Source organism: Streptomyces griseiscabiei, assembly GCF_020010925.1.
GTDB classification, from domain to species: Bacteria; Actinomycetota; Actinomycetes; order Streptomycetales; family Streptomycetaceae; genus Streptomyces; species Streptomyces griseiscabiei.
Map to the genome: position 1 here is coordinate 2,657,247 of NZ_JAGJBZ010000001.1, position 13,782 is coordinate 2,671,028.

15 protein-coding genes are annotated in these 13,782 nt (G+C 71.9%); 5 read left to right on the forward strand and 10 right to left on the reverse strand.

Translation table 11 applies throughout. The annotated features are described in order from the left end of the window. Positions 1-54 precede the first annotated feature (54 nt). Entirely contained in the window at positions 55-795 is a 741-nt protein-coding gene (locus J8M51_RS11465; protein WP_086763339.1) for a glucose 1-dehydrogenase, read from the reverse strand. Between the two features lie 258 nt (positions 796-1,053). Here J8M51_RS11465 and J8M51_RS11470 point away from each other — a divergent pair, with 258 nt between their 5' ends. Continuing rightward, positions 1,054-2,028 (forward strand): expansin EXLX1 family cellulose-binding protein, encoded by a 975-nt coding sequence (locus J8M51_RS11470; RefSeq protein WP_086763343.1) that lies wholly within the window; start codon positions 1,054-1,056, stop codon positions 2,026-2,028. Positions 2,029-2,080: 52 nt separating this feature from the next. On the opposite strand, the gene J8M51_RS11475 is transcribed toward J8M51_RS11470, so the two are convergent. After that, positions 2,081-2,701 carry a DUF4291 domain-containing protein gene (locus tag J8M51_RS11475; RefSeq protein WP_086763341.1) on the reverse strand — a complete coding sequence of 207 codons (621 nt, stop codon included), beginning with the start codon at positions 2,699-2,701 and terminating at the stop codon, positions 2,081-2,083. Between the two features lie 100 nt (positions 2,702-2,801). Here J8M51_RS11475 and J8M51_RS11480 point away from each other — a divergent pair, with 100 nt between their 5' ends. Together J8M51_RS11480 and lnt are read left to right on the forward strand one after the other, a co-directional pair. Then, on the forward strand, positions 2,802-3,287 hold the full coding sequence (locus tag J8M51_RS11480; RefSeq protein ID WP_216587052.1) for a nuclear transport factor 2 family protein: 486 nt from the start codon (positions 2,802-2,804) through the stop codon (positions 3,285-3,287). A 228-nt stretch (positions 3,288-3,515) separates the two neighbouring features. Next, positions 3,516-5,084 (forward strand): apolipoprotein N-acyltransferase, encoded by a 1,569-nt coding sequence (gene lnt, locus J8M51_RS11485; protein WP_107473859.1) that lies wholly within the window; start codon positions 3,516-3,518, stop codon positions 5,082-5,084. On the opposite strand, the gene J8M51_RS11490 is transcribed toward lnt, so the two are convergent. After that, positions 5,030-5,938, reverse strand: coding sequence for a Gfo/Idh/MocA family protein (locus J8M51_RS11490; protein ID WP_107473858.1), 909 nt, complete (start codon positions 5,936-5,938; stop codon positions 5,030-5,032). The genes lnt and J8M51_RS11490 overlap by 55 nt on opposite strands. A gap of 146 nt (positions 5,939-6,084) precedes the next feature. Between J8M51_RS11490 and J8M51_RS11495 the strand changes: the two genes are divergently transcribed. Both J8M51_RS11495 and J8M51_RS11500 read left to right on the forward strand, forming a co-directional pair. After that, positions 6,085-6,597 (forward strand): DinB family protein, encoded by a 513-nt coding sequence (locus J8M51_RS11495; RefSeq protein WP_216591795.1) that lies wholly within the window; start codon positions 6,085-6,087, stop codon positions 6,595-6,597. Positions 6,598-6,725: 128 nt separating this feature from the next. Beyond that, complete coding sequence (locus tag J8M51_RS11500) at positions 6,726-7,238, forward strand: hypothetical protein (protein ID WP_267299141.1); 513 nt, start codon at positions 6,726-6,728, stop codon at positions 7,236-7,238. Between the two features lie 277 nt (positions 7,239-7,515). On the opposite strand, the gene J8M51_RS11505 is transcribed toward J8M51_RS11500, so the two are convergent. The 7 genes from J8M51_RS11505 to J8M51_RS11535 all read right to left on the reverse strand — a co-directional run bounded on the left by J8M51_RS11505 (position 7,516) and on the right by J8M51_RS11535 (position 13,782). Continuing rightward, on the reverse strand, positions 7,516-8,121 hold the full coding sequence (locus tag J8M51_RS11505; protein WP_086755629.1) for a tetratricopeptide repeat protein: 606 nt from the start codon (positions 8,119-8,121) through the stop codon (positions 7,516-7,518). Between the two features lie 171 nt (positions 8,122-8,292). Further along, positions 8,293-8,976 (reverse strand): uracil-DNA glycosylase, encoded by a 684-nt coding sequence (locus J8M51_RS11510; RefSeq protein ID WP_086755628.1) that lies wholly within the window; start codon positions 8,974-8,976, stop codon positions 8,293-8,295. A 132-nt stretch (positions 8,977-9,108) separates the two neighbouring features. Further along, entirely contained in the window at positions 9,109-10,689 is a 1,581-nt protein-coding gene (locus tag J8M51_RS11515) for an ABC transporter substrate-binding protein (RefSeq protein ID WP_086755627.1), read from the reverse strand. Positions 10,690-10,877: 188 nt separating this feature from the next. Beyond that, positions 10,878-11,645, reverse strand: a complete 768-nt coding sequence (locus J8M51_RS11520; protein ID WP_086755626.1) for an SDR family oxidoreductase — start codon at positions 11,643-11,645, stop codon at positions 10,878-10,880. A 12-nt stretch (positions 11,646-11,657) separates the two neighbouring features. Continuing rightward, the gene (gene fabG, locus J8M51_RS11525) at positions 11,658-12,419 is read right to left on the reverse strand and encodes a 3-oxoacyl-ACP reductase FabG (RefSeq protein ID WP_086755625.1); all 762 of its coding nucleotides are present in this window, start codon (positions 12,417-12,419) and stop codon (positions 11,658-11,660) included. A 173-nt stretch (positions 12,420-12,592) separates the two neighbouring features. After that, complete coding sequence (locus J8M51_RS11530) at positions 12,593-13,003, reverse strand: DUF3037 domain-containing protein (protein ID WP_086755624.1); 411 nt, start codon at positions 13,001-13,003, stop codon at positions 12,593-12,595. Next, a complete protein-coding gene (locus J8M51_RS11535) occupies positions 13,000-13,782 on the reverse strand; it encodes a HipA family kinase (protein WP_086755623.1) in 783 nt (260 codons plus the stop codon). The genes J8M51_RS11530 and J8M51_RS11535 overlap by 4 nt, the downstream gene beginning before the upstream one ends.

The window sequence follows — 13,782 nt, forward strand, 5'->3', positions numbered from 1 at the left end:
CGAGGAACCACGAACGACCCGCAGTCGGCCAGTGCCCCGAGCCCTCACGGCGCTTCACCGACCCCCGGACACCCTCAACACCGCCCCCGTCGTGTACGAGGCCTCCGCCGACATCAACCACGCGATCGCCGAGGCGATCTCATCCGCACGCCCCGGCCGCCGCAGCGGCACCGACGCGGCGATCCGGTCCGCACGCTCCGGATCCCCCATCCGCGCGTGGATCTCCGTGTCGATCACCCCGGGCGCCACCGCGTTGACCCGGATGCCGTCCGGCCCGAGCTCCTTCGCCAGCCCCGTCGTCAGCGTGTCCACCGCGGCCTTGGTCGCCGCGTAGTGGACGTACTCGCCGGGACTGCCCAGCGTGGCCGCCGCCGAGGACACGTTCACGATGACCCCGCTCCCCGAGGCCGCCATCGCCCGGGCCGCGCGGCGCGAACACAGCAGCACACCGAGGAGGTTGACCTCCACCACCCGGCGCAGCACCTCCGTGTCGGTGTCCGCCAGCCGCCCGAACGGGCCCGTCACCCCGGCGTTGTTGACCAGCCCCGTCACCGGGCCGATCCGCTCCACCGCCGTGTCGAACAGCCGGTCCACATCGGCCTCCACCGACGTGTCGGCCCGGACGGTGACACAGCGCGCCCCGTTCGCCCGCGCACCGGTGGCGATCCACTCGGCGGCGGCCCCGTCGTTCACGTACCCCACGACCACGTCGTGACCGTCCGCCGCGAGCCGCAGACAGGTGGCGGCACCGATCCCCCGGCTCCCACCCGTGACCACCGTGACCGGACGTGACATCCCAACCTCCCCGACGAACAAGACCGATAAGACAGATAAGACAGATAGGACCAACAAGATGAAGTGAGCGAAGAAGACAAAGAAAACGATCGATCATTCTACGATCGCAGCTTCGCCCCCGCCCCCCTTCGAAGGCAACCATTCCGGTCCCGGCGGCAACCGATGAATGGCAAGCTCCTTTCACGCGAGCACCACACGCCTCACGCTTTCTCCCGAACCGCGCGAGGAACCGAAGGAATGGAACCGAAGGACTTGAACGTGGCAGCCCGTTCCCATCGCTCCGCCGCCCGTCGGCCCAGGCGGCGCACCGCCCTCATATCCGTCGCCGCCGTGGCGGCCGCCGGGCTCGCCGCGTCGCTCGTCATCGCCTTCGGCCCCGGCGGCGACGGCGACACCGAGGCGGCCGGAAAGGTGGGCGGCGCCCCCGTGGCGGCCACGTCCGGGGAAACCTCTCCCTCCCCCGAGGCGCCGGAGCGGAAGAAGCCCTCCGCGACACCCTCCAAGTCCCCGTCCCCGTCGGCCTCGAAGTCCACCCCGTCGGCGACCGCGACCGCCGAGCGCACCCGGCCGTCACCCGCCGTCACCCGCCAGGCCGGGTCCGCCTCGGGGCAGTTGGCGGGACGCATCCGGCCCGGGGTCCACCGCGAAGGGATCGCCACCTTCTACGACGCCGGGACGGGCGAGGGCGGCGCCTGCTCCTTCGGCCCGAGCGACGACGTCATGACGGCCGCGATGAACACCGCCGACTACGAGGTCGCCAAGGCGTGCGGGGCCTATGTGCGGGTCCGCGCGGCGGGCGGCGCCGCCGTCACCGTACGCATCACCAACGAGTGCCCGGCACCCTGCGCACCCGGTCAACTCGACCTCAGCGCCGAGGCGTTCGCCAAGCTCGCCGCCCCGTCGCGCGGCCAGATCCCGATCACGTGGAGCCTGCTGAGCCCCGGCACGGCCGACCCGCTGTCGATCCGCTACAAGACCGGATCCAGCCAGTACTGGTGCGGCGTCCAGGTCATCGGCCACCGGAACCCGGTGGCGCGCCTGGAGGTCCGCGAGGGCGGCGGCTGGGTCCCGCTGCCCCGCACCGAGTACAACTACTTCCTCTCCGAGCAGGGCACCGGCTGCGGCGGCGCGCTCCGGATCACCGACATCTACGGGGAGCGGCTGACCGTCGAGGGGCTCGCGGTGCGACCGGACGTCGTCCAGCCGACCGGGGTGCAGTTCACGGCCCGCTGACGGCGACTCGCCCGCCCTCCCCGGAGGGCGGCCCACCGAGCCGATACACGGGTCAGCCGCGCAGATGGGCCGGCATGTCGTCCGCGACGGGGTACGGCCGCTCCTCGGGCAGCAGCGCGGTGGCCGCCGCCGGGTCACCCGCCCGTACGAGGTCGTGGACGGCCCTGGCCAGCGGCGTGACGTCCTCGATGCCGACGATCCACTCGTCCGCGTACCGGGCAGCCGCCTCGCCCGCCAGCCCCAGCTGCAGGGAGCGGTACGGCAGCGGGGCGAGCCGCAGGTTCCGCTCGGGGTCCCACTGCACCCGAGCGGGCGACCGCCGCAGCTCCTGCTTCCAGGCCGCCTGGCTCTCGTACAGCTCCGGCACGTAGTGCGAGAGACAGGAATTGCGCAGCGCCCACTCGAAGCCGTCGCGGCTGATCTCGACGGCCAGCACGGTCTCCTGGCCCTCCTTCAGGCCCCAGCCGCAGCGGTACATCATCCACAGGAAGGACGGCTTGATCCAGGTCATCCGGTCCCGCTTCCACATGGCAGGAAAGCGACCGTGCCGGGCGGCCGGGCCGCCGATCTCCGGGCGGTACGCCTGGTAGACGGTGACCGTCTCGGCGGTATGGCGGGCACGGACACGGAACCTGGGCTCGGCCACCACCGAGGGATGCTCGTTCTCACTCACCGGACCAGCTTCGATCACGGCGGCGCCGCCGGGCCACCGAATATCGACAGGGGGCGCACGCCCCTTGGCTTGGCGCGTCCTCTGCCCCAACACTGAGCCGATGACGCAGCGCGTGGAGCTCGCGACCGTGATGGACCGACTCGCCGTCGACGGCCTGATCACCGAGTACGCGGTGGCGGTGGACGACGGCGACTGGACGGCGTACCGGGACCTGTTCGCACCGGAGGGCCGGGCGGACTACCGCTCGGCGGGCGGCATCGAGGGTGACGCCGCGCAGGTCGCCGGGTGGCTGGCCCGCAGCATGGAACTCTTCCCGATGAGACAGCACCTGATCGTCAACCGCCGGGTGCGCTTCGGACAGCTGGACCAGGACACCGGTGACACGGCCCGGGTCCAGGCGGACTACGTCAACCCCATGCGGTTCGCCGGACCCGACGGCGGACCCACCACCCCCGACTTCATCTGCGGCGGCCGCTACGCCTTCGCCCTGCTCCGCACCCCCGACGGCTGGCGCCTGACCGAGGTGGCGGTCCAGGAGAAATGGCGCCGCGCCCCCGCGCCCCTCCCCACCCCCCAGCACGGATGACCCGCCTGGCCGACCACCCGGACGGCCCAAGGCCTCGGACGGTGAGGCACTCCCACGGGAGACCCGTACGGGCCGGCCCGCCCGCACGGGCGGTGCGCGTGCGGGAGAACCGGCCCGAAGCCCCGCGGCGGCGAACCCGCACCCCCACCCGCGCGCCCCACGCCCCCTGTCGGAGATCGTCCCCGGCGCGCACACTGGAAGGACTCACGCTGGGGAGGGAGGCGCTGTATGAGGACGCCGGACCGGTTCTCCTCCCCGTGGCGGCGAAGGGCGGCCGTCGTCCTGGCCGGCGCACTGCCCGTGCTCGCGTTCCCCGCCCCGGGCCTGTGGTGGTTCGCGTACGCGGCGCTGGTGCCGTGGATGCTGCTGATCCGCGGCGCCCCGACCGGCCGCCGGGCGCTGTACGACGGCTGGCTCGGCGGCTTCGCCTTCATGCTGGCCATGCACCACTGGCTGCTGCCCAACCTCCATGTGTTCACCTTCGTCATCGCCGGCCTGCTGGGCGCGCTGTGGGCGCCCTGGGCCTGGCTGGTGCGCCGGTTCCTGGCCGGGACGCCCGCACCGGGCCGCGTCGCCGCCGCCCTGCTGGTCGTGCCGTCGGGCTGGCTCCTGATCGAACTCGTCCGCTCCTGGCAGGGGCTCGGTGGTCCGTGGGGCCTGCTGGGGTCCAGCCAGTGGCAGGTGGAGCCCGCGCTGCGGCTGGCCTCGGTCGGCGGCGTCTGGCTCCTCAGCTTCCTGGTGGTGGCCGTCAACGTCGCGGTCACGGCGATGGTCGCGGTACGCCGTTCCCGGGCGCCGGCGCTGGCCGGTCTCGTCGCGGCGGCCCTCGCGACCTCGGCGGTGTGGCTGTGGGCGCCGCGCCCCGACGTCGAGGGCGAGGCGCGGGTGGCCGTCGTCCAGCCCGGCGTCACCGACGGCCCCGACAACCGGTTCGCCCGTGAGGAGGCGCTCACCCGGCGGCTCGCCGGGCAGGACCTCGATCTGATCGTGTGGGGCGAGAGCAGCGTCGGCCACGACCTCGCCGACCGCCCCGACCTCTCCGACCGGATCGCCGCGCTGGCCCGTGAGACGGACACGAACATCCTGGTGAACGTGGACGCCCGCCGCTCGGACCGTCCCGGCATCTACAAGAGTTCCGTCCTGGTCGGCCCGGACGGTCCCACCGGCGACCGGTACGACAAGATGCGTCTCGTCCCGTTCGGCGAGTACATCCCGATGCGCTCCCTGCTCGGCTGGGCCACCTCGGTCGGCGAGGCGGCCGGTGAGGACCGTCGGCGCGGTACCGAGCAGGTGGTGTTCGACTCCGGGAAGGGGCTGCGGATCGGCCCCATGGTCTGCTTCGAGTCCGCGTTCCCCGACATGAGCCGCCGTCTCGCCGCGGACGGCGCCGAGTTGCTGCTCGCGCAGTCGGCGACCTCGACGTTCCAGCAGAGCTGGGCCCCGGAACAGCACGCCTCGCTGGCCGCGTTGCGGGCCGCCGAGACCGGCCGTCCGATGGTGCACGCGACACTCACCGGTGTCTCGGCGGTGTACGGCCCGGACGGCGAGCGCGTCGGCTCATGGCTGGGCACGGACGAGAGCACGACGGCGGTGTACGAGGTGCCGCTGGCCAGGGGGACCACGGCGTACGTCCGCTTCGGCGACTGGCCGGTGCACGCGGCGCTGCTGGTCCTGGTCGGGTGGGGCGCCTTCGAGGGCGTACGGGCCGTGCGGCGGCGTACGAGCCCTGAGCCGCCCGGCGCTCACACGGCGGACCGCTCCTCCACCGACCGGACCACCCGCTCGCACAGTTCATGAGTCGCCAGCGCGTCCCGCGCGTCGGGCACCTTGCCCGCGCGGACCGCGTCGAGGAAGGCGAGGACGGCCTGTTCGATACCGCGCTGCCGGGCCACCGGCACCCAGTCGCCGCGCCGCCTCGTGGACGGCTGCCCCTTGTGGTCGACGACCTCCGCGAGGTTCACGACCTGCCGCTTGGTGTCCTGCCCCGAGACCTCCAGGATCTCCTCGGCCGAGCCGCTGAGCCGGTTCATGACACCGAGCGCGGTGAACCCGTCGCCGGACAGCTGCAGCACGACGTGGTGCAGCAGCCCGTCCTCGGTCCGGGCCCGCACGGTGACGTCCTCGATCTCGCCCGGCACCAGGAACCGCAGCGTGTCGACGACATGGATGAAGTCGTCCAGGATCATCGTGCGCGGCAGTTCGGGCAGACCGATGCGGTTCTTCTGCATGAGGATCAGCTCGCGCGGATGATCGGCGCACTGCGCGTACCCGGGCGCGTACCGGCGGTTGAAGCCCACGGCGAGCCCGACGTTGCGCTCCTCCGCGAGCCGCACGAGCCGTTCCGAGTCGGCGAGTTCGTAGGCGAGCGGCTTGTCGACGTAGGTGGGGACGCCCGCCTCCAGCAGCCGCGCGACGATCTCCGGGTGGGCCCCGGTCGGCGCGTGCACGAAGGCCGCGTCGAGGCCCTCGGCGAGCAGCGCGTCGAGGTCGGCGTGCCGCTGCCCCGGCGGCAGCCGGAGGCCGTCGGCGACCCGGGCGAGGGTGGCGGGTGTCCGTGTCTGCAGATGGAGTTCGAGCCCCGGCCTGGTGCCGAGCACCGGCAGATACGCCTTCTGCGCGATGTCGCCGAGCCCGATGCAGCCGACCTTCACAGGGGTCTCCCGTCCACAGTGGTCCACGGTGTGCCGTCGTAGTGCGACGTCGTGCCGTCGTAGTGCGACGTCGTGCCGTCGTAGTGCGACATAGCGCCGTCGATATGCCTCGTCGGCAGCATACGGGGGCTGCGAGGATGGCCGGCATGACCATCCCACGCACCGAACCCTCCGTCACTGCCGACGAACGGACCATGCTCGAAGGCTGGCTCGGCTACCACCGCGAGACGCTGGCGCTCAAGTGCGCCGGCCTGGACGACGCCCGGCTGCGGACCGCGTCGGTGCCGCCCTCGGAGCTGTCCCTGCTCGGGCTCGTACGGCACATGGCCGAGGTGGAGCGCATCTGGTTCCGCAAGGTGCTGGTGGACGACGACCAGGGGCCGATCTACTTCAGCGAGGCCGACCCGGACGGGGAGTTCCACCTGACCGAGGCGGACACCTGGCAGGAGGCGTACGGCACCTGGCAGGCCGAGATCGGGGTGGCCCGGCGCAACGCGGAGGGGTTCGCCCTGGACGACGTCGCCAAGGCCGCGCACCGGCGGTCGGGCGAGACACCGAGCCTGCGGTGGATCTACACCCACATGATCGAGGAGTACGCGCGGCACAACGGGCACGCCGACCTGATCCGTGAGCGTATCGACGGGGCCACCGGGGACTGAGGGACCAGGGGCGGACGGGTGCCGAGCGGGGCGCGCGGCGTCGCAGTGGGTCCCGGGCGTCACCCGTGTGGGGGCATCCTCCGCCTGCCCCCTCCCCAAAGCGGCCCGGACACAGCAGAGTTGCGCGCGTGCATCGACCGACCACCACCGCAACGCTCCTGGTCACCGTGGCCGTCTCGGCCCTCACCGGCTGCGTGACCGCGCAACACCCGCCCCCGCAGGAGACGTCCCCCGTCCCGTCCCGGCCGTCCGAGCCCCGCCCGGACGGGACCACCCGGACCCAGATCGTGGAGGCGCCGGCCCGCGAGGCCCTGGAACTGATCGGCCCGCCCCGGGAATCCGCCCCGAGCGCGTCCGCGAAGCCGCGCCCGGCCGCGCCGACGGCCTCCGCCGCCACCGCGCCCACCCCCACACCCACCGCGCCCCCACCCCCGCCGCCCCGGAACGAGCGCCGGCAACCCCCCGAGCGGCACGGCCCGCCGCCCGTCGCCCGGCCCGACGTCGAGATCCCGCCCCTCCCCAGGACCGTCCCGTCGGCGCCCCCGAAGAACTCCGACGTCTGCGCCCTCGGCCACCGGTACGGCGGCTGGGGCAAGGACACCCCACAGGCCGCCATCTGCAAGGACGTGTACGGCCGTTGAGCCGCCCGCCGCCCCGGGCCCCTCGGCGCCAGGGCGTGTCCGCAAAGTCCCGCCGTCCGCCCGGAGGGCGGGCCCCGCGGCGTCGTGGGGGTACCTCCCGGTCGAGCGAAGCCGAGACTGGGGGAGCGTGCTCTCGGCGTGCCGGGCGCAAGCCCTCGTACTGGATCTACTTGGGATTTCGCCCGGTGCGGCGGTGGGGGCCCTCCCGCTCGGGCGCAGCCGAGAGTGGGGGAGCGTGCCAGATGCCGCGGGGCAGGCGGGACTCTGCGGACACGACCTAGGGCCGCTGCCGCGGCGGCCCCGGCGTCTCCCCTCCGGCGGGGCCCTCCTCGTCGAGCCGGGCCTCCAGACGGGCCAGGGCGGCGCGGACACCGTCGCCGTGGGCGTCGGCCCCCAGCGCGGCCAGCGCGCCCCGGGCCAGCCGCAGATGGCTGCGGGCCGCTTCGTGGCGGCCCAGCCCGGCGTAGTCGACGGCGAGGTTGAGGTGGAGCGAGGGGTAGAAGGCCCGTACCGCGAGGTCGTCCTCGTGTTCCGTGGGCCGCGTGGCGGGCGGCCTGGTGGGCCGGCCCGCCATCCGGCCGTCGGCCGGCTCCCCGGACCTGTCCTCGGCCGGCTCCCCGCACGGGCGGCCGGAGAGTTCGTCGGCCGCCGACAACGCCCTGAGGTCCCAGGCCAGTTCGCTGTCCGGGTCGTCCTGGGTGTCGGCCAGATAGTGCGCCAGTGTGCAGCGGTGGAGCGGAGCGCCGTCGTCGCCGATCTCCGCCCACAGCTGCCGGAGCCGGTCCCGGGCCTCCTCGCGGTCACCGCCGTGGTGCAGCATGACCGCCTGCCCGATCCGGGTCATCACGGCGTCCGGTGCCACCTGCTCCTGTCGCTCCACCACCGCGTCCTCCGCACTCCTCGCCCCTGTCCCGCCTGTCCCTCCCGACGCTAACGGCAGGCACCGGCAATCCCGGTCAGGCCGCTCCGTACGGCCGACGGGGCGCCCCGGGTCGGGGGCCCGCTGCGGGGCGGACCGGAGGGAAAGGCGGACGGGGGTGGCGGTGTACGCGGGTCAGCCGAGGTCGGGGATCGTCCAGTCGATCGCCTCGTGCCCCTGGCGGGCGACAGCCTCGTTGATCTGCGTGAAGGGCTGCGAGCCGAAGAACTTCTTGGCCGACAGCGGCGAGGGGTGCGCGCCCTTGACCACGATGTGGCGCTCCTCGTCGATCAGCGGGAGCTTCTTCTGCGCGTAGTTGCCCCACAGCACGAAGACCGCCGGGTCGGGCCGGTCGGCGACGGCGCGGATCACGGCGTCGGTGAACTTCTCCCAGCCCTTGCCCTTGTGCGAGTTGGCCTCGCCGGAGCGGACCGTGAGCACCGCGTTGAGCAGCAGCACGCCCTGCTGGGCCCACGGCATCAGATAGCCGTTGTCCGGGATCGGGGTGCCCAGCTCCGCCTGCATCTCCTTGTAGATGTTCCGCAGCGAGGGCGGGGTCTTCACTCCCGGCCGCACGGAGAAGCACAGGCCGTGCCCCTGGCCCTCGCCGTGGTACGGGTCCTGGCCGAGGACGAGCACCTTGACGCTCTCGTACGGTGTGGCGTCCAGCGCGGCGAAGACCTGCTCACGCGGAGGGTAGACGGGACCCTTGGCGCGCTCCTCCTCGACGAACTCGGTGAGTTCCTTGAAGTAGGGCTGCTGAAGCTCGTCCCCCAGGACCCCGCGCCAGGACTCGGGCAGCATGGCGATGTCGGTCACGTCAACTTCCTCCGGTGTGCGCTCACTTCACGGCCGCGCAGCACGCGGCCATGGGCAGTCGCGCGGAGCGCGACCGCCTTCAGAGCACAGAACCTACAGCCGCCCACTGACAACGGGGCCGGGCCCCCGGAATTACCAGCTGGTCTTCCAGGAGAGCTGCCACATGATCATCATCGTCGCGGGGTCGATGACGTTCTCCAGGCCGGCGATCTCCTCGTTCGCGGCCGTGTACGCCTTGCCCTGCCACAGCGGGATCAGCCGGGCGTCGTCCACCAGGATCTGCTGGGCCTCCTCGAACTCCTCGGTCACCGCGCCGCGGTCGCTCTCGGCGCGCGACTCGGGGAGCAGCTTGTCCGTGATCTCGGGGCTCTTGTACGGCGTGCCGAGCGCGTTCTGCTCGCCCACGAACGGGGCGATGAAGTTGTCGGCGTCGTTGAAGTCGGGGTTCCAGCCGCGCCCGAAGATCGGGTACTCGCCCTTCTGGTAGCCCTCGGAGTAGGTCTTCCAGGGGCGGCTCTTCAGCGTGACCTCGAACAGTCCCGACGACTCCAGCTGCCGCTTCAGCTCCTCGAAGGCCGGCTTGGTCTGGGAGCCGTAGCGGTCCGAGGTGTACCAGAGCGTGAGAGGAACCGTTTCGGTGATGCCCGCCTCGGTGAGGATGGACTTCGCCTTGGTCGCGCTGGGGTTGCCGTAGTCGTCGAAGAAGCCCGTCGTGTGGCCCACCAGCCCGCTGGGGATCATGGAGTACAGCGGCTCGACGGTGTCCTTGTAGATGTTGTGCGCGAGCGCCGGCCGGTCGAGGACCTGGGCGACCGCCTTGCGGACGGCGGGGTTCTTGGCCCAGGTGTCCTTGGGGTTGAACACCAGGTAGCTGATCTCGGTGGTGGGGTTCTCCACGATCTGGAGCCCCTCCTCGTCGTGGTTGGCCTGGATCTCCACGATGTCCGCGGCACCGAGCCCCCGGTAGATGACCGAGATGTCCTTGTTCTTGAGAGCGCTGACCATCTTGTCGGACTGCTGGAAGTACTCGATGGTGATCGCGGAGTTCTTGAGCTCCGCGATGCCCTCGTAGTTGTCGTTCTTGACCAGCTCGGCCTTCTTGCCCTCCTCGTAGGAGGAGAGGTTGTAGGGCCCGGAGCCGGTGATCTTCCCGTCCTCGCGGAGCTTGTCCGCGGGGTACTCCTCGGGATCCACGATCGACATCGCGGGCGTGGTGAGCACCAGCGGGAAGGTCGCGTCGGGCTGGCTGAGGTGGAAGACGACCTCACGGTCGCCCTTGGTCTGCACCCGGGAGAGGGTGGTCAGCAGACCGGCGGGGCCGCCGTTGACGTTGATCTTCTTGATCCGGTCGAAGGAGTACTTGACGGCCTTCGCGTCCAGCGTGTGCCCGTTCGAGAACTTCAGCCCCTCGCGCAGGGTGCAGCTGTACACGGTGCTGGAGCTGTCCGTGAACTCGCAGCTCTCGGCGGCGTCCGGCTCGGGGTCGGACCCCCCGGGCGAGTAGCCGAGCAGGGGCTGGAAGACGTTGCGCATCAGCTCCCAGGAGCTGTCCCAGGCCGCGGCCGGGTCCAGGGTGCTCGGTGCGCTGGTGGTCCCCACCACGATGGGGTCAGCGTCGTCGGAGGCGTCCGAGGAGAACACACCACACCCGGTCACCACGGATATGGACGCGATCACCGCGAGTGGCGGCAAGTATCGGTTCCGGTTGAACACGTGCATGCTCCTCGAAATGCCGTACCAAGAGTGGGCGAACGATACCGCAGGCCCCTGCGACCGCAGGCGCCCGTCCGAAAGTGCCCTTGATCAGTCCGCTTGTGACGGCGTTGTCGAGTCCCGGTGAGGGTTGCGGACGGGCGCCGGAGACGTTCCGTGAAGAGTGGACCGGCGCCCGTCGTACTCTGTCAGCCCACCCCGGCGTTGAGGAAGATGCCGCCGTCCACCACGAGGGTCTGGCCGGTGATCCAGTCGGACTGCTCGGAGGTGAGGAAGGCGGCGGCGCCCCCGATGTCGGAGGGCACACCGAGCCGGGCGAGCGGGTACGCCGCGGCGGCCTCGGCCTCCCGGCCCTCGTACAGGGCCTGGGCGAACTTGGTCTTCACCACGGCGGGCGCGATCGCGTTGACCCGCACCCCGGGCGAGAACTCGTGCGCCAGCTGCACGGTCAGGTTGATCATGGCGGCCTTGCTGATGCCGTACGCCGCGATGAACGGCGAGGCCGAGACACCGGCCACGGAGGCGATGTTGACGATCGCGCCGCCGTTGTCCTTCTGCCAGGCGTGCCACGTCTTCTGGGCGAAGGCGAGGGCCGAGATCACGTTGGTCTCGAACACCTTGCGGGCCACGTTCAGGTCGAGGTCGGCGATCGGGCCGAACACCGGGTTGGTCCCGGCGTTGTTGACCAGGAAGTCGACGCGGCCGAAGGCCTCCATCGTGCGCTCGACGGCCTGGGCCTGGTGCGCCTCGTCGTGGGCCTTGCCCGCGACGCCGATGACACGGTCGGCGCCGAGCTGCTCGACGGCCTCCTTGAGCGTGTCCTCGTTGCGGCCCGTGATGCAGACCCGGTCGCCGCGCGCGACGAGGGCCTCGGCGATGCCGTGGCCGATGCCGCGGCTGGCGCCGGTGATGAGGGCGACCTTGCCCGAAAGCTCGGGGAGTTCCACCGAAGTCATGTTCCCGATCCCCTAGTCGAGCGGTCCGCCGGCGACGTACAGCACCTGGCCGGAGACGAATCCGGCGTCCTCGCCGGTGAAGTACGCGATGGCCCCGGCGATGTCCTCGGGCCGGCCCACGCGCTGCACGGGGATCTGGGTGGCGGCGGCGGCCTGGAAGTCCTCGAAGCCCATGCCGACGCGGGCGGCGGTGGCGGCCGTCATGTCGGTGACGATGAAGCCGGGCGCGACGGCGTTGGCGGTGACGCCGAACTTGCCGAGTTCGATGGCGAGGGTCTTGGTGAAGCCCTGCAACCCGGCCTTGGCGGCGGAGTAGTTGGCCTGGCCGCGGTTGCCGAGCGCGGAGGACGAGGACAGGTTGACGATCCGGCCGAACTTGGCCTCGACCATGTGCTTCTGGACGGCCTTGGCCATCAGGAAGGCGCCGCGCAGGTGCACGTTCATGACCGTGTCCCAGTCGGAGGCGCTCATCTTGAACAGCAGGTTGTCGCGGAGCACGCCCGCGTTGTTCACCAGGATCGTCGGCGCGCCCAGCTCCTCGGCGATCCGGGTGACGGCGGCCTCGACCTGCGCCTCGTCGGAGACGTCGCAGCCGACCGCGAGCGCCCGGCCGCCGGCGGCGGTGATCTTCTCCACGGTGTCCTTGCACGCGGCCTCGTCGAGGTCGATCACCGCGACGGCCCGCCCCTCGGCGGCCAGTCGTACGGCGGTCGCGGCGCCGATGCCGCGCGCGCCACCCGTGACCACGGCGACACGCTGCTCAGTGGTGGACATTGCTGGTTCTCCTCGCCCTTGGATGCGGCTCCTGCGGCGCCCTCCCTCTGGTGAGCGACCGCTTAGTACCTTCAGCACACGTGACGCTAGAAGTCCTGGCACCCGGTGTCAACGTTCCACCAGGTGCGATCCCTTGTGTGATCCCTTACGTCGGGGTCATTCCCTACGTCGGGTCACTCCACCAGCAGGGCGAGCAGCCGCTCGGCCTCCGCCGCCGGATCCGCGGTGAGCCCAGTGTGCACGGGTCCCGCCTGGACGACCGTGGAACGGGGCGCGACAAGCCACCGGAACCGCCGTCCGGCGTCGTCGCGGGCGGCCTGCCCGGCTGCCTCTCCCCCGGCGCACACACCTTCCACGGCGCGCAGCGCGGCGCGCACGCCCGCCACGTCCGCGCCGGGGTCCAGCACGAGCAGCTTGGCCTCGTCGAGGTGGGTGCGGGCGGCCACGAGGCCCCGGGAGCGGCTGTAGACGAGGACGCCCGCGTTGAAGCACTCGCCGCGCTCGATCCGGGGCACGATCCGCAGCAGCGCGTACTCGTAGACGTCCTGTCCGGAGGCCCCGGTCCCCAGGAAGCGGTCGCTCACCCGATCCCCCCGATGTGTTCGATCCCGTCGATCCCCTCGATGCGTGCGTGGATGCCCGCGGCCCGCGCGAGCAGCGGCTCCGCGTACGCCCGCCGCAGTGCGTCCGGTGTCTCGAAGCCGGGCTCGTCCGTCAGCCAGACGTCCGGGATCCCGGCGGTCACCTCGGCGAGCAGTTCCTCGGTGACCAGGGGCGCGAGATCGGCGGCGGCCGCGGCGACATCGGGGCGGAAGCGGGCGAGGGCGTGGTCGGCGGCGTCGTACGGCTTGGCGGCGGAGGCCTGGGCGCCGGGCCAGTGGTGGTGCCAGATCATGGTGGCCCCGTGGTCGATGAGCCACAGCTCGCCCTGCCGCATCAGCAGATTCGGGTTGCGCCAGGAACGGTCGACGTTGTTGATCAGCGCGTCGAACCAGACGATCCGGCCGGCCTCCTCGGGGCCCACCTCGAAGGCGAGCGGATCGAAGCCGAGGGCGCGGGTCAGGAATTCCATGCCCAGGTTGGTGCCGCCGCTGGACTTGATCAGCTCCTGCACCTGCTCGTCGGGTTCGCCGAGCCCGAGCACGGGGTCGAGGTCGACGGTGACGAGACCGGGCACCCGCAGCCCGAGCCGCCGGGCCAGCTCCCCGCAGACGACCTCCGCGACCAGCGTCTTGCGGCCCTGTCCGGCGCCCGCGAACTTCAGGACGTACGTGCCGCGGTCGTCGGCCTCGACGAGACCGGGCAGCGAACCGCCTTCCCGCAGTGGGGTGATGTAGCGGGTCGCGGCGACACTTCTCAGCAT

Coding starts and splice junctions, on each gene's coding strand:
- J8M51_RS11520 (WP_086755626.1), bottom strand. CDS start 11,645: ATGACTTCGGTGGAACTCCCCGAGCTTTCGGGCAAGGTCGCCCTCATC.
- J8M51_RS11535 (WP_086755623.1), bottom strand. CDS start 13,782: ATGCTGAGAAGTGTCGCCGCGACCCGCTACATCACCCCACTGCGGGAA.
- J8M51_RS11495 (WP_216591795.1), top strand. CDS start 6,085: ATGACCATCCCACGCACCGAACCCTCCGTCACTGCCGACGAACGGACC.
- lnt (WP_107473859.1), top strand. CDS start 3,516: ATGAGGACGCCGGACCGGTTCTCCTCCCCGTGGCGGCGAAGGGCGGCC.
- fabG (WP_086755625.1), bottom strand. CDS start 12,419: ATGTCCACCACTGAGCAGCGTGTCGCCGTGGTCACGGGTGGCGCGCGC.
- J8M51_RS11480 (WP_216587052.1), top strand. CDS start 2,802: ATGACGCAGCGCGTGGAGCTCGCGACCGTGATGGACCGACTCGCCGTC.
- J8M51_RS11465 (WP_086763339.1), bottom strand. CDS start 795: ATGTCACGTCCGGTCACGGTGGTCACGGGTGGGAGCCGGGGGATCGGT.